Source organism: Amycolatopsis sp. GM8, assembly GCF_021653975.1.
Lineage (GTDB): Bacteria > Actinomycetota > Actinomycetes > Mycobacteriales > Pseudonocardiaceae > Amycolatopsis_E.
Map to the genome: position 1 here is coordinate 363,902 of NZ_JAJKFK010000003.1, position 20,556 is coordinate 384,457.

The 20,556-nt window shown below is 70.9% G+C and carries 19 protein-coding genes; 7 read left to right on the forward strand and 12 right to left on the reverse strand.

Features of this window, described 5'->3' with window-relative positions; all coding sequences use genetic code 11:
• Positions 1 to 14: 14 nt before the first annotated feature.
• From sufD to LOZ83_RS14960, 3 genes are read right to left on the reverse strand one after another with little or no spacing between them, the layout of a single operon-like run.
• Entirely contained in the window at positions 15 to 1,178 is a 1,164-nt protein-coding gene (sufD, locus tag LOZ83_RS14950; protein WP_236791189.1) for a Fe-S cluster assembly protein SufD, read from the reverse strand.
• Between the two features lies 1 nt (position 1,179).
• Positions 1,180 to 2,628: a Fe-S cluster assembly protein SufB gene (sufB, locus tag LOZ83_RS14955; RefSeq protein WP_236791190.1), complete on the reverse strand. Its 1,449-nt coding sequence runs from the start codon at positions 2,626 to 2,628 to the stop codon at positions 1,180 to 1,182.
• Positions 2,625 to 3,329: a metalloregulator ArsR/SmtB family transcription factor gene (locus LOZ83_RS14960; RefSeq protein WP_236792087.1), complete on the reverse strand. Its 705-nt coding sequence runs from the start codon at positions 3,327 to 3,329 to the stop codon at positions 2,625 to 2,627. The genes sufB and LOZ83_RS14960 overlap by 4 nt, the downstream gene beginning before the upstream one ends.
• 163 nt (positions 3,330 to 3,492) lie before the next feature.
• Between LOZ83_RS14960 and mptB the strand changes: the two genes are divergently transcribed.
• From mptB to LOZ83_RS14990, 6 genes are all read left to right on the forward strand, one after another.
• Positions 3,493 to 5,103: a polyprenol phosphomannose-dependent alpha 1,6 mannosyltransferase MptB gene (gene mptB, locus LOZ83_RS14965; RefSeq protein ID WP_374202666.1), complete on the forward strand. Its 1,611-nt coding sequence runs from the start codon at positions 3,493 to 3,495 to the stop codon at positions 5,101 to 5,103.
• A 138-nt stretch (positions 5,104 to 5,241) separates the two neighbouring features.
• Positions 5,242 to 6,168: an ABC transporter ATP-binding protein gene (locus LOZ83_RS14970; protein ID WP_236791191.1), complete on the forward strand. Its 927-nt coding sequence runs from the start codon at positions 5,242 to 5,244 to the stop codon at positions 6,166 to 6,168.
• Positions 6,165 to 6,950: an ABC transporter permease gene (locus tag LOZ83_RS14975; protein ID WP_236791192.1), complete on the forward strand. Its 786-nt coding sequence runs from the start codon at positions 6,165 to 6,167 to the stop codon at positions 6,948 to 6,950. Before LOZ83_RS14970 ends, LOZ83_RS14975 begins: the two co-directional genes overlap by 4 nt.
• Positions 6,951 to 6,998: 48 nt before the next feature.
• On the forward strand, positions 6,999 to 7,973 hold the full coding sequence (locus tag LOZ83_RS14980; protein WP_236791193.1) for a heme A synthase: 975 nt from the start codon (positions 6,999 to 7,001) through the stop codon (positions 7,971 to 7,973).
• Between the two features lie 136 nt (positions 7,974 to 8,109).
• Positions 8,110 to 9,045 carry an acyl-CoA desaturase gene (locus tag LOZ83_RS14985; protein ID WP_236791194.1) on the forward strand — a complete coding sequence of 312 codons (936 nt, stop codon included), beginning with the start codon at positions 8,110 to 8,112 and terminating at the stop codon, positions 9,043 to 9,045.
• Positions 9,046 to 9,075: 30 nt separating this feature from the next.
• The gene (locus LOZ83_RS14990; RefSeq protein ID WP_236791195.1) at positions 9,076 to 9,486 is read left to right on the forward strand and encodes a hypothetical protein; all 411 of its coding nucleotides are present in this window, start codon (positions 9,076 to 9,078) and stop codon (positions 9,484 to 9,486) included.
• Between the two features lie 222 nt (positions 9,487 to 9,708).
• Here LOZ83_RS14990 and LOZ83_RS14995 read toward each other — a convergent pair whose 3' ends face one another.
• Complete coding sequence (locus tag LOZ83_RS14995; RefSeq protein ID WP_236791196.1) at positions 9,709 to 10,581, reverse strand: cyclase family protein; 873 nt, start codon at positions 10,579 to 10,581, stop codon at positions 9,709 to 9,711.
• 20 nt (positions 10,582 to 10,601) lie between these two features.
• Positions 10,602 to 10,925, reverse strand: a complete 324-nt coding sequence (locus LOZ83_RS15000) for a hypothetical protein (protein ID WP_236791197.1) — start codon at positions 10,923 to 10,925, stop codon at positions 10,602 to 10,604.
• Between the two features lie 40 nt (positions 10,926 to 10,965).
• Between LOZ83_RS15000 and LOZ83_RS15005 the strand changes: the two genes are divergently transcribed.
• Positions 10,966 to 11,937, forward strand: a complete 972-nt coding sequence (locus LOZ83_RS15005) for a quinone oxidoreductase (protein ID WP_236791198.1) — start codon at positions 10,966 to 10,968, stop codon at positions 11,935 to 11,937.
• Between the two features lie 51 nt (positions 11,938 to 11,988).
• Here the strand turns inward: LOZ83_RS15005 and hpnH are convergent, their stop codons facing one another.
• The 7 genes from hpnH to hpnC are packed head-to-tail and all read right to left on the reverse strand — an operon-like array spanning position 11,989 to position 20,548.
• Positions 11,989 to 12,993, reverse strand: coding sequence for an adenosyl-hopene transferase HpnH (gene hpnH / locus LOZ83_RS15010; protein ID WP_236791199.1), 1,005 nt, complete (start codon positions 12,991 to 12,993; stop codon positions 11,989 to 11,991).
• A 3-nt stretch (positions 12,994 to 12,996) separates the two neighbouring features.
• Positions 12,997 to 14,466: a 4-hydroxy-3-methylbut-2-enyl diphosphate reductase gene (ispH, locus tag LOZ83_RS15015; RefSeq protein WP_236791200.1), complete on the reverse strand. Its 1,470-nt coding sequence runs from the start codon at positions 14,464 to 14,466 to the stop codon at positions 12,997 to 12,999.
• On the reverse strand, positions 14,463 to 16,436 hold the full coding sequence (shc, locus tag LOZ83_RS15020; RefSeq protein WP_236791201.1) for a squalene--hopene cyclase: 1,974 nt from the start codon (positions 16,434 to 16,436) through the stop codon (positions 14,463 to 14,465). Before shc ends, ispH begins: the two co-directional genes overlap by 4 nt.
• Entirely contained in the window at positions 16,436 to 17,446 is a 1,011-nt protein-coding gene (locus LOZ83_RS15025; RefSeq protein ID WP_236791202.1) for a polyprenyl synthetase family protein, read from the reverse strand. The genes shc and LOZ83_RS15025 overlap by 1 nt, the downstream gene beginning before the upstream one ends.
• A complete protein-coding gene (gene hpnE, locus LOZ83_RS15030; RefSeq protein ID WP_236791203.1) occupies positions 17,446 to 18,807 on the reverse strand; it encodes a hydroxysqualene dehydroxylase HpnE in 1,362 nt (453 codons plus the stop codon). Before hpnE ends, LOZ83_RS15025 begins: the two co-directional genes overlap by 1 nt.
• Positions 18,804 to 19,661 (reverse strand): squalene/phytoene synthase family protein, encoded by an 858-nt coding sequence (locus LOZ83_RS15035; RefSeq protein WP_236791204.1) that lies wholly within the window; start codon positions 19,659 to 19,661, stop codon positions 18,804 to 18,806. The genes hpnE and LOZ83_RS15035 overlap by 4 nt, the downstream gene beginning before the upstream one ends.
• Entirely contained in the window at positions 19,658 to 20,548 is an 891-nt protein-coding gene (gene hpnC / locus LOZ83_RS15040; RefSeq protein ID WP_236791205.1) for a squalene synthase HpnC, read from the reverse strand. Before hpnC ends, LOZ83_RS15035 begins: the two co-directional genes overlap by 4 nt.
• Between the last annotated feature and the right edge of the window lie 8 nt (positions 20,549 to 20,556).

The following is a 20,556-nucleotide window of genomic DNA, read 5'->3' on the forward strand; positions in this document are numbered from 1 at the left end:
CTGCGGTGGGAGGGTCAGCTGCCGACGGCTTCGAGTTCGGTCTCGATCGCGTCCCGCAGGCGCTCGCGCACCTCCGGGATGTCGATCTTCATCAGGATCTCGTGGAAGAACCCGCGGACCACCAGCCGCCGCGCGGACTCCTCCTCGATCCCACGCGACTGCAGGTAGAACAACTGTTCGTCGTCGAATCTTCCCGTCGCGCTGGCATGCCCGGCACCGATGATCTCGCCGGTCTCGATCTCGAGGTTCGGCACCGAGTCCGCCCGGGCGCCCTGGGTGAGCACGAGGTTCCGGTTGAGCTCGTAGGTGTCGGTGCCCTCGGCCGCGGCGCGGATCAGCACGTCGCCGATCCACACGGCGTGCGCGCCCTCGCCCTGCAGCGCGCTCTTGTACATCACGTGCGACTTGCAGTTCAGCACGGCGTGGTCGACGAACAGCCGGTGCTCCTGGTGCTGGCCCGCGTCCGCGAAGGACAGGCCCAGCAGCTCCACGTCGCCACCGGAGGCCGCGAACGTGGCGGTCGGCGAGATCCGCACCAGGTCACCGCCGAGGGTCACCACGATGTGCCGGAGCGTCGCGTCCTTGCCGAGCTTCAGGTGCTGCTCGGACACGTGCACCGCGTCGTCGGCCCAGTCCTGAACGCTGACCACGGTCAGCTTCGCGCCCTCGCCGAGCACGAACTCGATGTTGTCCGCGTAGGTGCCGGAGCCGACGTGGTCGAGCACGATCGCCGCCTCGGCGTAGGCCTCGGCGCGCACCTGCACATGCCCGTACGCGACGTTGCCCTCGCCGGGACCGGTCAGCCGCAGCACGCTCGGCTTCGACGCGCGCAGCTCGGCGGGCACGGTCAGCACGGTCGCCGCGGTGAACGACGAGTACGCCTGCGCGGCGATCCGGTCACTGGGCTCGCCCGCCTCGCCGAGGCGGGCGTCCTCGCGGCCGACGGTCTCGACGCGCACCTCCGGCGCGGCGTCGGCGTCGACCTTGATCTCGGCGTTGGCGACCGCGGTGCCGTCGTGCAGCCCGCGCAGCCGCTTCATCGGGGTGAACCGCCAGTTCTCCTCGCGGCCGCCGGGGACCTCGAAGGCCTCGACGTCAAACCCGGTGAAACGCTCGGCACGAGAAGTCGCGGGGACGACCGCTTCTGCTGCCGCGGCGGTGTTTTCAGCCACCGTCATGTCAGCCGACGGCTCCTTCCATCTGCAGTTCGATCAGGCGGTTGAGCTCGAGCGCGTACTCCATCGGCAGCTCGCGCGCGATGGGCTCGACGAACCCGCGGACCACCATCGCCATCGCCTCGTCCTCGGTGAGGCCGCGCGACATCAGGTAGAACAGCTGGTCCTCGCTCACCTTCGACACCGTCGCCTCGTGCCCCATGGACACGTCGTCGTTGCGGATGTCGACGTAGGGGTAGGTGTCCGAGCGCGAGATGTTGTCCACCAGCAGCGCGTCGCACTTCACCGTCGAGCGCGAGTGGTGCGCCCGCTTCGCGACCTTGACCAGGCCGCGGTAGGAGGTGCGGCCGCCGCCGCGCGCCACCGACTTCGACACGATCGTCGAGGAGGTGTGCGGCGCCAGGTGCTCCATCTTCGCGCCCGCGTCCTGGTGCTGGCCCTCGCCCGCGAACGCGACCGACAGCACCTCGCCCTTGGCGTGCTCGCCCATCAGGAAGACCGACGGGTACTTCATGGTCACCTTGGAGCCGATGTTGCCGTCGATCCACTCCATCGTCGCGCCCTCTTCGCACTTGGCGCGCTTGGTGACCAGGTTGTAGACGTTGTTCGACCAGTTCTGGATCGTCGTGTAACGGCAGCGGCCGCCCTTCTTCACGATGATCTCCACGACCGCGGAGTGCAGCGAGTCCGACTTGTAGATCGGCGCGGTGCAGCCCTCGACGTAGTGCACGTAGGCGTTCTCGTCGACGATGATCAGGGTCCGCTCGAACTGGCCCATGTTCTCGGTGTTGATCCGGAAGTAGGCCTGCAGCGGGATGTCCACGTGCACGCCCGGCGGCACGTAGATGAACGAGCCGCCCGACCACACCGCGGTGTTCAGCGCGGAGAACTTGTTGTCCCCGGCGGGAATCACCGAGCCGAAGTGCTCGCGGAAGATCTCCGGGTGCTCCTTGAGCGCCGTGTCGGTGTCGAGGAACAGCACGCCCTGCGCCTCCAGGTCCTCACGGATCTGGTGGTAGACGACCTCGGACTCGTACTGCGCGGCGACACCCGCGATGAGGCGCTGCTTCTCCGCCTCCGGGATGCCGAGCTTGTCGTAGGTGGTCTTGATGTCGTCGGGCAGATCGTCCCAGCTCTCGGCCTGCTTCTCGGTCGAGCGGACGAAGTACTTGATGTTGTCGAAATCGATACCCGACAGGTCGGCGCCCCAGCTCGGCATCGGCTTGCGCTCGAAGAGCTTCAGCGCCTTCAGTCGCGCGTCGCGCATCCACTCCGGCTCGGACTTCTTGCCGGAGATGTCGGTGACGACATCCTCGTTCAGCCCGCGCCGGGCACTCGCACCCGCAGCGTCGGAGTCGGACCAGCCGAAGGCGTAGTTGCCCAGCGACGAGATGGTCTCTTCCTGGCTCAGCGGTGCGGTGGTGGTGTTGCGCTGCTCGGCAGCGGCAGTCATGCGCTTCCTCCATCCGGAGTTCGTGCTCGGTGTCCCTGCGGGCTTTCCGCCGGGACGTGTGTCGTGCACACGGAGTCACCGCGTGCGATGGTCGCCAGGCGCTGCACGTGGGTACCGAGCAGCTCGGCGAATGCCTCGGTCTCCGCCTCGCACAGCTGCGGGAACTCAGCTGCGACGTGGGCGACCGGGCAGTGGTGCTGGCACAGCTGTTCACCGCTGCCGACCTGGCGGGTCGACGCAGCGTAACCCTCCCTGGTCAGCGCGGCCGCCAGGGCCTCGGCGCGCCGGGCCGGGTCGTCCGGCTCGGTCACCGCGGCCTCGTGCGGCCCGACCAGTGAGGCGACCCGGCGCCGCGCGAACGCGCGCACCGCGTCGTCGCCCGCGTGCTCGGCGAGGAACCGGATCGCGGACACCGCGAGGTCGTCGTAGGCGTGCCCGAACCGGGCCCGTCCCGCTTCGGTGAGCAGGAAGAGCTTGGCCGGACGGCCGCGCCCACGCGGGCCGCGCCGGGGCGCGTCCCTGGTCTCGGCCTCGCCGTCGGCCAGCATGGCGTCGAGGTGACGCCGTACCGCCGTGGGGCTGATGCCCAGCCGGTCCGCGACCACGACCGCGGTCACCGGGCCTTCTTCCAGCAGCAGCCGGGCCAGCTCGTGCCGGGTCCGGCCCTCCGAAGACAACACCGACAGCGCCTGGGCAGGCACGACGACACCGGGAGCGGTGGGCCCCTGAGGTGCGTCGCTGTTTTTCACAACATAAGTGTGTCGTATTTCCCGCCAGGAGGCAAAGACAGATCATCCGCCAGTGACCGGGGTCACCTTGAACCGTCTTCACAACCTTGTTTCCCTGCGTCGCTACTCTCTAGCCGTGGTAGTTGGCGAGCCGGACACCGGGCAGCGGCCTGCCGCGTCGCCGGTGGGCACGCCGGGGGCCGCGCCGCTGGAGAAAGAGGAGCTGCGGGCACTCGACGTGACCCGCCGTTTCGGCACGATCGGTGCGCTGTTCCTCGCGATCGGCTCGCTCGGCGCCGGGGCCGCGCCGGTGCTCAACCCGGTGCAGGATCTGCCGGTCCTGCGCCTGTTCCCGCGGATCCCGACCGTCTCGCTCGCCCTCGCCTTCACCGGCATCCTGATGCTCATCGTCGGCTGGCTGATGCTGGGCCGCTTCGCCCGCCCCGGCCGCGAACGCGTGCTGACCAGCGCGCAGGTCATCCGGACGCTCGTGATGTGGCTGGTGCCGCTGATGTTCGTCCCGCCGATGTTCTCCCGCGACGTCTACAGCTACCTCGCGCAGAGCGAGATCGTGCACCGCGGGATGGACCCGTACGCGCTGGGCCCGGCGCAGGCGCTGGGCGTCGGCGACCCGCTGACCAGCGGCGTGCCCAACATCTGGCGGGACACCCCGGCCCCGTACGGGCCGCTGTTCCTCCGGCTGGGCAGCTGGATCGCGGGCCTGGTCGGCGAGAACGTGGTCGTCGGGGTCTTGTTGCAGCGCGCGCTGGCGCTCGTCGGCGTGGTGCTGATCATCTGGGCGCTGCCGCGGCTGGCCCGGCGGTTCGGGGTCGAGCCCGCGACCGCGCTGTGGCTCGGCGCCGCCAACCCGCTCGTGCTGTTCCACCTCGTCGCGGGCGCGCACAACGACGCGCTGGGCATCGGGCTCATGATGGCCGGCCTCGAGCTGGGCGTGCGCAAGCTGCCGGTACGCGTCGCCGGTGACACCGTTCCCCCGCTGGCCCGGGGCGAGCTGCCGTTCATCATCCTCGGCGCCGCGGTGATCACGCTGGGCGCGATGGTGAAGTTCAACGCGTTGTGGGCACTGGGTTTCTTCGGCGTGATGATCGCCCGGCGCTGGCACGGGCGGATCATCGACCTGGTGCGCGCGGCACTGCTGATGTTCGCCGTGGCCGCCGTCGTCACGGTCGCGGTGTGCCTGGGCACCGGGCTCGGTTTCGGCTGGGTGGGCGCGTTCTTCGGCACCGCGGGCACGGTGTGGAGCTGGACGTCGCCGGTCACGGAGCTGGCGCAGCTGGGCGGGGTGCTGGGCATCGCGCTCGGTCTCGGCAACCACACCGCCTCGCTGGTGTCGATCCTCGGCACGGTCGGCTACATCGTCAGCGGCCTGATCACCATCAAGTTCCTGTGGGACTGCTTCCGCTGGCGCTACCGGCCGATGATCGGGCTCGGGGTTTCGCTCGGGGTCACGGCCCTGCTGATGATCTCGCTGCAACCGTGGTACCTGCTGTGGGCGGTGATCCCGCTCGCCGCGTCCGCGGGCACGTCGCGCTTCCGGAACGCGGCGACCATAGTCAGCGCCGTGATCTGCCTGCTGTACCCGCCCACGGGCAGCACCTTCGGCGGCCGCGCCTACGTCATCCCGCAGGCCTACGCGGCCGGCGTCGTCGTGGTCGTCCTCGCCCTGCTGGTGGTCCGGCGCTACGCGCCGATCCTCCTCCGGCGGGACGCGAGGCCGGTTGCCTAGGTTCTGTTTCATAAGCGGCGGAGCCGCTTGCGCCGCGCTGTCAGCTCGCACCGCCGCGGGTTCTCAGGGGCCGCCACCCGCACCGCAACGCAAGCCCATCAGAACCCTTCCCTGCTAGGAGTCGTAGTCTTGCGGGTTGTGAGCACTCCTGCCGTCGAGATCAGCGGTCTGGTGAAGCGCTTCGGTGCGACCACCGCGGTCGACGAGCTGGACCTGAAGATGGACCGGGGCCGGCTGCTCGCCCTGCTCGGCCCCAACGGCGCCGGCAAGACCACCACCGTCGAGATCTGCGAAGGCTTCCTGCACCCGGACGCGGGGCGGGTCCGGGTGCTCGGCCTGGATCCGCGGCGTGAGGGCGCGGCGCTGCGGCCGCGGATCGGGGTGATGCCCCAGGGCGGCGGCGCGTATCCCGGGGTGCGGGCCGAGGAGATGCTCCGGCTCGTCGCCTCCTGCGCCGCCGAGCCGCTGGATCCGTTGTGGCTGCTGAAGATTCTCGGCCTGTCGGGCGCCAGGCGCACCCCGTTCAAACGGCTCTCCGGCGGCCAGCAGCAGCGCCTGTCGCTCGCCTGCGCGCTCGTCGGCCGCCCCGAGCTGGTGTTCCTCGACGAGCCGACCGCCGGCATGGACCCGCAGGCCCGGCGCCTGGTCTGGGACCTGCTGGGCGCGCTGCGCGCCGACGGCGTGAGCGTCCTGCTGACCACGCACCTGATGGAGGAGGCCGAAGCGCTGGCCGACGACGTCGTGATCGTCGACCACGGCAAGGTCATCGCGGAGGGCACGCCGGCCGCGCTCACCGCCGAGGAGGGCGAGGCCGCGCAGCTGCGGTTCAAGGCCCGCCCCGGGCTCGACACCGAGCTGCTCTCGGCCGCGCTGCCCGAGGGCTACAAGGTGCACGAGCCCAGCCCGGGCGGCTACCAGGTGCTCGGGCTCGTCGACCCGCAGGTCATCTCCACGGTGACCTCGTGGTGCGCGCAGCAGGGTGTGCTCGCCGAGGAGCTGCACGTCGGCAGGCGGGACCTGGAAGAGGTCTTCCTGGACCTGACCGGGCGGGAGCTGCGCTCATGACGACGTTCGAACCGGGGACGTTCACGCCGAAGCCGGGCGCCGGGCGCCGGGGCCGGATGCTGCTGCAGCACGCGAAGGTCGAGACGAGCCTGACGCTGCGGCACGGCGAGCAGATCCTGCTGACCCTGCTGATCCCGCTCGCGCTGCTGATCGGCCTGACGCTGCTGGACATCCTGCCCTCCGGCGACCTCGGCTCGGTGTCCAAAGTGGACTGGGTGACGCCGCGGATCTTCGCGCTCGCCGTGATGTCGTCCGCGTTCACCGGGCAGGCCATCGCGCTCGGCTTCGACCGGCGCTACGGGGTGCTCAAGCGGTTGTCCGCGACGGCGCTGCCGCGCTGGCTGCTGGTGGCCGGGCGGATCGTGGCCGCGCTCGTCGTGGTGCTGCTGCAGGTCGTGGTGCTGGGCCTGGTCGCCACGATCCTCGGCTGGTCGCCGTCCGGCGCCGGGCTCGCCGAAGCGGTGCTGCTGCTCGTGCTGGGCACGTTGAGCTTCGGCGCGCTGGGCGTGCTGCTCGGCGGTTCGCTGCGCGCCGAGGCGGTACTGGCGCTGGCGAACATCGTGTGGTTCGTGCTGCTGCTCGCGGGCGGGATCCTGCTCGCGCCGACCGCGATGCCAGCTGGCGCCGCGGCCGTCGTGGAACTGCTGCCCTCGGGCGCGCTGGCCGAAGGCCTGCGTGAGGCGCTGGTCAACGGGACACTCGCCTGGAAACCGGTCGTCGTGCTCATCGGCTGGGGGCTGGTCGCGGGCGGTATCGCGACCCGCACGACCCGGCTCACCTGAGGCGGCCCCTTGTCCACGGGACCTAAGTCCCGCGCCTATTCTCGGCTCGTGTCTCTGAACTCGCTCGTCGCCCGGCTGCCCTATCCCTCGCGCAGTGTGCAGAAGGCCGTGGGGATCGCCGCGGTCGTCGCGCAGGCGGGCATCGGCGTCACCGGGTCGGTCGTGCGGGTCACCGGCTCCGGCCTCGGCTGCGCCACCTGGCCACAGTGCCAGCCGGGCAGCATGGTCCCGGTGTCGCACGACGAGCTGCACGCGGTCACGCAGTGGATCGAGTTCAGCAACCGGCTACTCACCGGCGTCGTCATCGCCGTCGCCGCGATCGCGGTGATCACGGCCTGGCGCGTGCACGTCGACCACCCCCGCAAGCGGCTCCTCGCGCTGGCCTGGACGATGCCGGGCGGGGTCGTGCTGCAGGCCGTCGTCGGCGGGATGACGGTGCTGGCGAAGCTCGAGTGGTGGACGGTCGCGATCCATTTCCTCGTCTCCACTCCCCTGGTCTGGCTGGCCGTCCTGCTGCTGCACGGTTTCGTCGAAGGCGACGAGCCGCCGCGCTGGCTCGTGCCGCCGCTCGCGCGCACGCTGCTGGTGGTTCTCACCGTCGCGATGTGGGCGGTCCTCGTCGCCGGGACCACGGTCACCGGCGCCGGCCCGCACGGTGGCGACCCGGAAACCCACCGGCTCGACGCGCCGATCGAGACGCTCGCCCGCGTCCACAGTGGACTGCTCGTGGTCTACCTACTGGTGCTCGCCGTGGTCGGCCTGACCCTGTTGCGCGCGGGTGCGCCGAAACGACTGTGGCGGCGGTACGGCCTCGTCTGGCTGGTCGCGGTCGCGCAGGGCATCCTCGGGCTCGTGCAGTACGCGCTGGGGGTGCCGGAGGCGCTCGTTTCGTTGCACGTACTCGGTTCGGCACTGGTCATCATCTCGACGGCCGCGCTATGGTGCGGTGCCCGTGATCGGGGTGCTCCCGTGCCGCGGGCGAACTCCCCGGAACAGGCCGGCGAACTGACGGCTGCCGGGTGAGACGACTCGACTACCAGAGGTCACCCTGCCGTAATGCCTCGGCGGCCCGTTCGCTAGAACCGGACACTAGGCTCGGCGGCAGCAGGGGCGGATTTTCCGCTTTCCGCCCAGGAACCGGAGTGAGGTCACCGCACGCATGAGTGCCACCGATATCCAGACCGGCGCGAAACCGCTGATCTCGCACAGCCGGGGTACCGGCCAGATGATCGTGCTCAAGACGTTCCTGCTGGTCCCGTTCGCCGCACTGATCGCCGCGTTGCCGCTGGCCTGGGGCTGGGGGCTGAACTGGATCGACCTGACGCTGGCGGCGGTGTTCTACGTGCTGGGGACGCTCGGGGTGACCGTGGGGTACCACCGCTACTTCACGCACGGCGCGTTCAAGGCGGCCCGGCCGCTGCGGGTCGCGCTGGCGATCGCCGGCAGCATGGCCGTGCAGGGCTCGGTGATCTTCTGGGTGGCGAGCCACCGCCGGCACCACGCGTTCGCCGACCGCGAGGGCGACCCGCACTCGCCGTGGCTGTTCGGCACCTCGCCGGTGGCGTTGATGCGCGGGTTCTGGCACGCGCACATGGGCTGGATGTTCCAGCGTGAGGTCACCAACTACGACCGGTTCGCCCCGGATCTGGTGGCCGACAACGACCTGCGCGTGGTGAACCGCTTCTTCTGGCTGTGGATCACGCTCAGCCTGGTGCTGCCCGCGGCGCTCGGCGGGCTGCTGAGCTGGTCGTGGTGGGGCGCGGTGACCGCGTTCTTCTGGGCCGGGCTGGTGCGTATCGCGTTCCTGCACCACGTGACCTGGTCGGTGAACTCGATCTGCCACATGGTCGGCGACCGCCCGTTCGCGAGCCGCGACAAGGCCGCGAACTTCTGGCCGCTGGCGGTGCTGTCGATGGGTGAGTCGTGGCACAACTCGCACCACGCCGACCCGACCTGCGCCCGGCACGGCGTGCTGCGCGGCCAGGTCGACGTCTCGGCGCGGGTGATTTGGTTCTTCGAGAAGCTCCGCTGGGCCCGCGACGTCCGCTGGCCCAAGGCGGACCGCCTGGCCGCGAAGCGCGTCACGGCGGCCTGAGTATGGGTGGGCGTCGTATGCTTGCTCGCGATGACAGCGAGCCCTTACGACGCCCTTGACGGTCTCCGCGCGATGGCGGCGACGGGAGAACTCGCTCAGCTCTGTGCCCGGCATGGCCTGGACCTGCTCGTCGTGCACGGCAGCGCGGTGGATCCCGAGCCACTGCGACCGGCCCGGGATCTCGACCTCGCGTTCCGCGCACGGCCCGGCGCTCAGTCCGACGTGGTCGCGTTGACGAACGACCTCCTCGACGCGACCCGATTCGATGGTGTGGACCTGATGGACCTCGGACGGGCGGGACCGGTGGCCCGCGCGCGGCCCTGTCGCCCAGCTGCGTGGTCCTGTACGAAGCCTCGCCAGGGGTTTTCGCGAACGCGCAGATCGCGGCGATCACCATTGCGATGGAAACGCGGTGGCTTCGCCGACTGGATCTCCAGCTGATGGCGGAACGATGAGCCCTCGCGCGTTGGACGACGAGGTCGTCCGCAACAAACTCGACGCCATCGACCGCGCCTGTGCGACATTGGCGAAGGTCGGCCCCGTCGACGCGGCCCGGCTGGAGCAGGATCCACTGATCGCGGCGGCCGTGGAGCGCCATCGTGGCCGCGGCGGTTCCGATGGCGCTGGACGCCTACGCGGCGATGAGCCCTCGGCCGCATCCCGTCAGAAGAGCGCGACCGGGTTGACGGGTACGCCCGTCAACCCGTGGATGCGCGGTGGCGCGATGATCAACAGGAAGCTGTAGCGGCCGAGTTCGGCGCAGACGGTGGCCAGGTCGTCGGCATCCACGCCGTCGACGAGGGGCATGCCCAGCCGCGGGAGGGCGACGCCGTGCATCGGGGACGGGGTGCCGGGGCGCAGCGGCGGGTGGGCGTCCGCGAGATCCCCGGCGTACACCGACACCCCGCGGTCGTGCATCCAGCGCACCGCGTCGAGGGTCATGCCGGGCATCGGGTTGCCGCGGTAGCGCGTGGCCACCCAGTCGAACCGGGCGACCAGCGCGTCACCGGACTCGACCCGCACGCCCTGCCGTTTCTCCGCCGCCTCCAGATCCTCGGACGTGATCGGGTGGTCCACCGGCACCGGGCCGTCCACGGCGAGATCGAGCAGGACTCCCCTGGTGACGATCCCCGCGGCGAACGCGGTGGTCGACCCGTGCCGGACGCCGCCCATCGAGACCGCCTCGTCCAGCGGGCGCCCGGGATAGACCTGGTCACCCACCATCTGATGCGACAACGCGTCGACGTGCGTCGACAGCGTGTGGTGGTTGGTGACGACCATGACCTCCGCGGTCGCCCTCGCCGGGTTTCCGGTGTACTGCATGATCTGCTGGACCGGCGACACCTCGGCCGCCTGCGGCGCGAACGGGCCGCTGAACATCGGCGCCGGCTGGATCGGCACGGCCAGCGAGACCGAGCGGCCGGTGCGCACCTCCTGCGCGGCCCGCGCGCGAACCTCGTCCGTGATCAGGTTCAGCGTGCCCAGCTCGTCGCCGCCGCCCCACCGGCCCCAGTTGCCCGGCAACTCGTCGCTCATGATCGCGACAGTACTCAGGGTCAGCGGCGGCCGGCCGGGCCCGCCATCCGGTGCCGGTGCCCGGCGCCGATCTTCACCGCGCCCACCGTTGCCGCGTCCCATTCGGCCGGTTCGAGGTCCTCGACCGCTTCGACGAGCGCCGCACCGGTCTCCGGGCCGGGCACGATCACGTCGCCCAGCGCCCCGTCCGCGCCGACGAGCACGACCCGCGCGCCCGCCCGGCCGATGTTCTCCACCACGGCCTTCGCCGGCGTGCCGTGCTCGGCGACGAACCGGCGCGCCGACGCCAGCGCTCGCGCGGTCGGTGCGGGGATCTGCTCGGTCGGTTCGGCCACGTCCAGCATTCTAAGGTAGAGGCGAGATCACCGACCGGCAGGAGGACAGATGCCCACAGCAGTGCGGATCCGGCGGACCGGCGGCCCCGAGGTCATGGAGCTCGCCGAGGTCGAGGTCGGCGACCCGGGACCGGGCGAGCTGCTCGTCGACGTGGCGGCCGCGGGCGTCAACTACATCGACACCTACCACCGCAGCGGGCTCTATCCCCTCGAACTGCCGGTGTCGCTGGGCCAGGAGGGCGCCGGTACCGTCGCCGCGGTCGGCGAGGGTGTGACGGAATTCAAGCCCGGCGACCGCGTCGCGTGGCAGAGCCAGCACGGCAGCTACGCGACGCAGGTGCGGGTGCGCGCACGGGTCGCGGTGCCGGTGCCGGACGGGGTGTCCGACGAGGTCGCCGCGGCGGTGCTGTTGCAGGGAGGCACCGCGCACTACCTGACCCGCTCGACGTACGAGGTCAAAGCGGGCGACGACGTCCTGGTGCACGCGGCGGCGGGCGGCACCGGCCTGCTGCTGACCCAGCTGATCAAGGCGCACGGCGACCGCGTGATCGGCACGGTGTCGACCGAGGAGAAGGCGAAGCTCGCGCGCGAAGCCGGCGCGGACGACGTGATCCGGTACGACCAGGTGGATTTCGCCGAGGAGACAAGGAAACTGACCGGCGGCGAGGGTGTCGCGGTGGTCTACGACGGCGTCGGCAAGAACACGTTCGACGGCAGCCTGGCGAGCCTGCGGGTGCGCGGCACGCTGGTCCTGTTCGGCGCGTCGAGCGGACCCGTGCCGCCGGTCGACCCGATGGCGCTGAGCCGCGCCGGCTCGGTGTTCCTGACGCGCCCGACCGGCGTGCACTACCACCGCACGCGCGAGGAGCTGACCTGGCGCGCGAGCGAAGTGTTCCAGTCCGTTGTGGACGGTTCGCTGAAAATCCGGATCGGGCACCGGTACCCGCTCGCCGAAGCCGGCCAGGCACACGAGGATCTGCACGCCCGGCGCACCTCGGGCAAGATTCTCCTGATCCCGTAATGAAAAATGCCGGGTGGTCCACAAAGGCCACCCGGCATTCTCGTCAGCGGATCACATGCCGACCGCGGCCCGGATCGTCTCCTTGAGCGAGCTCGTGGTCGCGATGACGGCGGTGGGCTCGTAACCGCAGTGCGCCATGCAGTTGGCGCAGCGCGGGTCCTTGCCCCGGCCGAACTTGTCCCAGTCGGTCTCCTCGATCAGTTCACGCCACGTCTTGGCGTAGCCGTCGTCGAGCAGGTAACACGGACGCTGCCAGCCGAGCAGGGAATAGGACGGGATGCCCCACGGCGTGCACTCGAAGTCCTTCTTGCCCTCGATGAAGTCGAGGAACAGCGGCGAGTGGTTGAGCCGCCACTTCTTGCGGCGCCCGTCCGCGAACGCCTTCGAGAACAGCTCACGCGTCTGCTGCACGCCGAGGAAGTGCTCCTGGTCGGGCGCCTTCTCGTACGCGTAGCCCGGCGAGAGCTGCATGTTGTCCACGCCGACCTCGTCGTTGAGGTAGTCCAGCACGTCGATGACGTCCTGCGGGGTGTCGGTGTTGAAGAACGTCGTGTTCGTCATCACCCGGAAGCCCTTCTCCTTGGCCATCCGGATCGCGTCGACGGCGGCCTGGAACCCGCCCTCCTTGCGCACCGAGGCGTCGTGCTTCTCCTCGAGGCCGTCGATGTGCACCATCCACGCGAAGTTGCGGTGCGGCTTGAACTTGTGGATGTGCTTCTCCAGCAGCAGCGCGTTCGTGCACAGGAACACGATCTTGCCGCGCTCGAGCAGGATCCGGGTGATCTCGTCGATCTGCGGGTGCATCAGCGGTTCACCGCCGGCGATGGACACCATCGGCGCGCCGCTCTCCTCGATCGCGCCGACCGCCTGCTGCACCGGCATCCGCTGCTTGAGCAGATGGGCCGGCTGCTGGATCTTGCCGCAGCCACCGCACTTGAGGTTGCACGCGAACAGCGGTTCCAGCTCGACCAGGACGGCGTACTTCTCCTTGCGCTGCAGCTTCTGCTTCGCCAGGTACGCTCCCAGCCGGATGGACTGCCGTAACGGCATAGCCATGATCTACCCCACCTCCCGAGGTAATGTGAATCGGACGTCTTCATCGGCCACCTGACTGTCCCGTACCGAGGTACGGCCGAGCCCGGCCAGGCATTGGGTCAGTTCCTCCACCAGTTGCGGCGGCGCGGAAGCGCCCGCGGTGATCCCGATCCGCCGCGCGCCGGCGAGCCAGCGCATGTCCACTTCGGACACATCATCGATCAGGTGCGCGGGGGCCCCGTGCCGCCGCGCCACCTCCACCAGCCGCTTCGAGTTCGACGAGTTCGCCGAACCGATCACGAGCACCACGTCGGCGTGCTCGGCGACCGCCCGCACGGCACGCTGCCGGTTCGTGGTGGCATAACAGATGTCGTCCCGCCGCGGCGCGGCCATCACCGGAAACCGCTCCCGCAGCACGGAAGCGATCTCCTCGGCCTCGTCGACGGCGAGCGTCGTCTGCATCGCGTAGGCGACCTTCTCCGGGTCGGCGACCCGCACCTGCGCGGCCGCCGACGCGTCCTCCACCACGATCACCTGGCCCGGCGCCTCACCGACGGTGCCTTCCACCTCTTCGTGGTCGGCATGCCCGATCAGCAGCACCGTGTCACCGCGCGAGGAGTACCGCCGCACTTCGTTGTGCACCTTGGTGACCAGCGGGCACGTCGCGTCGATCACCCGCAGGGCCTTCGCCGCCGCGGCCTGGCGCACCGCCGGTGCGACGCCGTGCGCGGCGAGCACGGTCGTGGCACCAGCAGGTACTTCCGAGACCTCCTGCACGAACACCGCGCCCAGCTTTTCCAGCCGCCGCACGACATGTGCGTTGTGCACGATCTGCCGCCGGACGTAGACCGGGGCGCCGTACCGTTCGAGCGCGCGCTCGACGATCTCGATCGCCCGGTCCACCCCGGCACAGAACGAGCGCGGGCTGGCGAGCAGGACCTCACCCTTTTCCGCGGCGGCACACCATTCCCGCAACGCCGGCGCGGCCATCCGCAGCGAACGCAACCCGGTGATGCCACGCCGCACCGTGCCGGGACGCCACAGTGGACGGTCAGGAGTGTCCACAATGGCCCGGACCACCGCGACCGGCCCGGCCGCCGCGGCGAACTGCGCGGACTCCATGTCCACCGCGAGCGCGCCCCGCTCGGCGAACCGGCCCCGCTCGGTGCCGTCGACGAGCGAGTCCGACGACGCGACCGGTCCGGTGTGGACGGTCAGGCCGAGCCGCCGCAGCCCCGCCGCGAGCAGCGGCGCGGACTTCAGCGGCACCGGGCCGTCCGGCCCGTCGATCTCGGTGGCCACCACCAGGTCCCCGGGCCGGACGCCATCGGTGACCGCGCCGCCGATCCCCGCCACGACCAACGGGGTGTCGCCGAGCCGCTCGACCGACTCGGCGGTCCGCCGCGGGCCCATCCCGGTGTGCAGCACACGGGCCCCCGGCACCCGCACGGCGGCGGCTTCCAGGTGCATGGGCGCACAGACGACGCCGGTCATCGGGCTCCCGCCGGTGACCTGCGGGACGCCCGCGCCCGGTCGGCGGACCGGAGCGGGGCTCCGCCGTTTTCGCTCAGGTCCGCCTCCAGGTAGCGCCCGAGCGCCGACACCGGGAACACCAGCCGGTACAGGTGATAGTTGATGTAGAAGTCGCCGGGGAACCCGGTGCCGGTGAACTGCGGCTCGTCCCAAGTCCCGTCGGGCCGCTGGGTTTCGGCCAGCCAGCGCACCCCACGCTCCACAGTGGACGATTCGCGCTCCCCCGCGGCGAGCAGCGCCAGCAGCGCCCACGCGGTCTGCGAAGCCGTCGAGTCGCCCTTGCCGATCCACGCCGGGTCCCGGTAGGAGCGCAGGTCCTCGCCCCACCCGCCGTCCGGGTTCTGCACCTGCGCGAGCCAGGCCACCGCGCGGCGGATCACCGGGTCCGCCGGCGAGACCCCGGCCGCGACCAGCGCCGGCACCGCGGCCCCGGTGCCGTACAGGTGGTTGGCGCCCCACCGGCCGAACCAGGATCCGTTGTCCTCCTGGGCATCCAGCAGCCAGCGCACCCCGCGACGGCACTCGGTGGTGCCCGAAAGCCCTTCCGCCGCGAGCATTTCCACCACATGCGCGGTCACGTCGGCCGACGGCGGGTCGATGACCGCGCCGAAATCGCAGAACGGCAGCTTCGTGGTCAGCTCGCGGGTGTTGTCCGCGTCGAACGCGCCCCACCCGCCGTCCCCGGACTGCATGCCCTGCAGCCACGTGATCGCGCGCCCGATGGCCTCCTTCAGCCGCGGCCGGTCCGGGACCGCGGTGCGCCGCAGGGCGAGCACGATCTCGGCGGTGTCGTCGGTGTCGGGATAGATGTCGTTGGCGAACTCGAACGCCCAGCCGCCGGGCGGGGTCGACGGGCGCTTCACGGCCCAGTCACCGGTGACCCGGATTTCCTCGCCCAGCAACCAGTCCGCGGCCTTCACCAGCGCCGGATCATCGGCGGGCAGGCCGGCGTCGTGCAGTGCGGTCAGCGCGAGCGCGGTGTCCCAGACCGGGGACTGGCAGGCTTCGAGCCGCCGCACCCAGCCGTCCGGGGTCTGTTCGCGGACGATGAACCCGTCGAGGCCCTCGAGCCCGGCCTTCATCGCCGGGTGGTCGAAGGAGTAGCCCAGCAGATGCAGGGCCAGCAGCGAATACACCCACGGCGGCTGGATGCCGCCCCACGAGCCGTCCGACTCCTGGCGGGCCAGGATCCATTCCGCGGCCTGGCGCATGGCCCAGCCGCGCATCGGTTTGACCGGCAGCTTCGAGTAGGTGTGCAGTGCCTTGTCCAGGTACTGGAAGGCGCCGGACCATGTCCACGGCTTGAAGTTCTTGCGCTGCCGGGCGCCGGTGCGCAGCTCGTCGATGCCGAACGGCAAGGGGCGCACGGGTTTCAGCGTGCCCACGACCGTCAGCGGCACCACGGTCTGGCGCGCCCAGCAACCCCAGTCGTACACGTTGAGCGGGAACCACGACGGCAGGAAGATCAGCTCCGGTGGCATGTTCGGCAGCTCGTCCCAGGACCACAGGCCGAACAGCGCGAGCCAGATCCGGGTGAACACCCGGCTGCCCTCCAGCCCGCCGTTCGCCCGCACCCACTCCTGCGCGGCCCGCATGTGCGGCGCCTCCGGGGCGTCACCGGCCAGCCGCAGCGCGACCCATGCCTCGATCGTCGTGGACAGCTCGCCGGGACCGCCGTAGAACGTCGCCCAGGTGCCGTCTTCCCTTTGCTGGGAACGGATCCAGCGGGCGGCCTCCGCGGTCTCGGCCGCGGTGCGGATGCCGAGGAACTCGCGCAGCAGCAGGTCCTCGGCGTCCATCGTGACGTTGGTTTCGAGCTCGCCCTTCCACCAGCCGGCGTTCTCCTGCAAGCCCTTCAGGTGCCCGACCGCGCGCGCGAGCGCCTCGGCCGGGCGCACCAGGTCCGCCGGGCTCCGCACGGTCTGCGTCATCAGGCTTCCCTCGTGACGATGAACTCAGCGAGCGAGAGCAGCTCTTCGCGCGGCCGGTCTGGAATCCGGGCGGCTTCGAGCTTCTGGCGACCCGCGGCCATCCGGCGGTAGGCCTCGTCGAGCGCCCACTTGCGCCCGCCGGCCTGCTCGATCAGCTCGGCGGCGCGGCGCACCGACTCCTCCCCCGGCGCCTCGGTGCGCGCGAGCCAGTCCGCCAGCTCACGGCCCAGCGCCCCGCCGTGCGTGATCACGTAGGTCACCGGCAGGCTCTTCTTGCGCGCCAGCAGGTCGGAGAACACCGGCTTGCCGGTCACCGCGGTCTCGCCCCAGATCCCGAGCACGTCGTCGACGAGCTGGAACGCCAGGCCGAGGTCCGCGCCGAAACCCGCGAGCGCGTCCACCGTCTGCTTCGGCGCGCCGGCGAGCACTGCGCCGATCGCGGTGCTCGCGGACAGCAGCGCGCCGGTCTTGCCGGCGGCCATGTCGAGGCATTCGTCGAGGCCGACGTCGTTGCGCCGTTCGAACGCGACGTCGAGGACCTGGCCGCGGATCAGCTCGTTGGTGGCGTCCGCGAGCAGCCGGGCCGCGGCGAGCGCGCACGGCCCGTCGCCGTCGAGCAGCACCTCGTGGGCGAGCGAGAGCATCGCGTCGCCGGTGAGGATCGCGCTCGCCGCACCGCGCACCGCCCACACGGTCGGCCGGTGGCGGCGCTCGGTGTCGCCGTCCATCAGATCGTCGTGCAGCAGCGAGAAGTTGTGCACCAGCTCCACCGCGACCGCGCCGGGAAGGCCCACCGCGGACTCCGCGCCGGCCGCTTCGGCCGACAGCAGCGCGAGTGCGGGCCGGACGGCCTTGCCGCCACCCTCGGTCGGGTTGCCGTCGAGGTCGGTCCAGCCCAGGTGGTAGTAGGAGATGGAGCGGCTGGCGGGGTCGAGCCGGTCGAGCGCCGCGCGCATCGCGGGCATGATCGCTTTCCGGCCCTGTTGCAGTGAGTCGAGCACCGCGGTCATCAGATGTCCTTACTCCTCAAGGAAAGCGAGTCCGTTCGGGATGTGGCACCGACCAGGGCGCGGGCCGCCGCGTCTCCGCTGCGCACGGCGCCCTCCATGGTCGCGGGCCAGCCGGTCGCCGTCCACGCGCCGGCCAGCACGAGCCCGTCGGCCGCGGTCACGGCCTCCGGGCGCAGCGCCGCGGTGCCCGGCGCCGGGCGGAAGGTGGCGTGCCGTTCGCGGGTGACGAAGAAGTCACGCACCTGTGCACCCGCGGCCCCGGGCAGCACCTGCCGCAGCGCGGGGAGCATCCGCTCGCGGATGTCCCGCACCGGGACGTCGATGAGGTCGTCGGCGGCGGACATCGAGACCGCCACGTACTGACCACTGTCCACACCGGACTGCCCGGTGCGGTCGAACACCCACTGCACGGGCGAGTCGACGGCGGCGAAGAACGGTTCGCTCATCACCTGCCGGTCGAACACCACGTGCACGTTGACGATCGGCGAGCTGCCGAGCCGCTCCGCCCAGCGCTCGGGCAGTTCGACGGCGCCCGCGGGCAGCAGTCGCCGCGCGACGTCCGGCGGCACGGCGAGCACCACCTGGTCGGCGGTGAACTCCGCGTCCCCGGCGCCAACTCGCCAGCCACCGTCCACACGGGACAGTCCGGTGACCTTGGTGTCCAGCAGAACCTGCGCGCCCGCCTCGGTCAGCCGCGCCTTGGCCGGCTCGCCGTGCAACTGGCCCAATGGAACCTTGGACCAGCCGATGTCGGCCGCGGCGGCGTCGGTGAGCAGGCCGAGCTGGAACACCGTGGCGGCAAGGGAAAGCGACGCGCCGGTCGCGTACGCGTTGAGCGTCGCGATGCCGACCAGGTCCCACAGCTTCGTGATCGCCTGCTCGCTCTGCCCGTGCCGGGACAGCCAGTCCGCGAAGGACTGCGCGTCGGTTTCCGCCGAGTCCCGGTCGACCCCGCGCAACGCGAGCGCGGCGCCGGCGAACTTCAGCCGGTCCGCCAGCGGCAGCGGCCGGTACTTCAGCACCGAGTCGGCCAGGTGCAGCGGCGCGGGCAGCCCGTTGCGCCGCAGCCACACCGGCCGCGGCAGCCGCGGCGAGCGGACCTGGATGGCGAGCCGGTCCTGCAGGTGCACCTTGTCCAGCACGCGCAGCCGGCCCAGCAGGTCCACATAGGACGTACAGCAGCGCAGGAACACGTGCTGCCCGTTGTCCACGTCCAGCTCGCCCCGGCGGAACGAATGGGTGAGCCCGCCGAGGTGGCCCTTGGACTCCAGCAGCGTCACGTCCAGTCCGGCGTCGGCGCAGCGCAACGCCGCGGTGATGCCGGCGAGGCCACCCCCGATCACCGCGACCCGGGACGTCACGAGAGCCGTCCCGACAACGCGCGCGCCGCCACTCCCAGCTTCTCCCGGCCGGACAACGAAAGCCGGCGATCGAACACGAGGGAAGGCTGGTCGTTGATGCGTTCCAGCAGCTGGCGGTAGATCCCCGCCATGGCAAGGCAGGACGCCTTGCTGCGCCATTCCAGCAGCGGCGCCAGCCGCAGCCCGTCGGCATACCACTCGCGGGCGCGGGCCGCGCTGTGCCGGATGAGCGCGGTCAGCCCACCGCCGGTGTCCTTCAGCCGGCCCTGCTCGTCGAGCTCCAGCTTCACCTCGAACGCGTCGAGATCCTCCTGCGGCAGGTAGATTCGGCCGTTCATCAGGTCCTCGCGGATATCGCGCAGGATGTTGGTCTGCTGCAACGCGATGCCGAGCGCGTCGGCGTACTGCGCGGCCTCCGGATGCGGCTTGCTGCCGAACACACCGAGGCACAACCGCCCGATCGAGCCCGCCACGCAGCGGCAGTAGCCGGCCAGGTCGTCGAACGTCCGGTACTCGCGGCCCTCGATGTCCATCCACACCCCGTCGAGCAGCTCGTCGAACGCACCCAGCGGGATCGGGTAGTGCTTCGCCGCGTCCGCGACCGCGACCAGCACCGGGTCGGTCGTGGAGTCCAGTTCGGCCAGCGACTTGCGGACACCGTCGAGCTGGTCGGCCTTCTGCTCGATCGGCAGGTCCCCGTCGCCGATGTCGTCGACCCGGCGCGCGAGCGCGTAGACCGCGCACAGCGCCGCCCGGCGGCGGCTGGTCAGCAGCCGGATGCCGTAGTAGAAGTTCCGCGCCTCGGTCTTCGTGATCCGTTCACATTCGGCGTACGCGGCTTCGATATCGGTCAACGGCGGCCTCCCCGCAGCAGCAGCTTCGACAGATGGATGAGCACGTCCCGCTTGCGCGGTCGGGGTGTCACGGAGAGCACATCCCAGTCCGCGCGGCGGAGCGCGTCGGCGGTCGCCAGGCCACCGGCGATGTAACCGGCGATGGCCAGGCGCGCCCAACCTTTCAGGAGCCCCAGCAGGGGCGCACCTTCGGTCAGCTGATCGAGTGCTTTGCCCGTCTGGGCGGCCACGGCTCGTCGCACCGCGGAGTTTGCCCGAGCCGCGTCCAGATCGGCCTCTGCCACGCCGAACCTCGCCAGATCCTCTTGCGGCAGGTAGATCCGGCCGGCGCGCTTGTCCTCGGCCACGTCCTGGCAGTGCTCGATGAGCTGGAGCGCGGTGCAGACCAGATCCGACAACCGCTGCGCCTCGGCCGAGCGGACGCCGAAGATCCGCAGCACGATCCGGCCCACCGGATCGGCCGAGAGCGTGCAGTACTGGTGCAGCTCCGCCTGGGTCGCGTAGCGGGTGACCTGCTGATCCTGCAGATTGGCCTGGACGAGCCGGTCGAACGGTTCCTTGTCCAGACCGCGGGCGCGGATGGCGGGCACCAGGCGCCGCAGCACCGGCTCCTCGGGATTGCCTTCCCAGGCCCGGGAAAGATCTTCACGAAAACGCAGCAAAGCCGCGGTCCGGTCTCCTTCGGACTCGTCGCCGAGATCGTCGATCACGCGCGCGACGTCGTACAACGCGCCGAGATCACGCCGGAGCGCGTTCGGCAGTATCCGGAGTGCTACCGGGAAGTTTTCCGCGCGTTTCTTGTCGGCCAGCACCGAGTCGGTTGTCGTGACCCCGGGTGTAATGCTGGATGCGCCGACCGTGTCGGAACCTGTCGGTGCTGACTTCATCGGCCCAT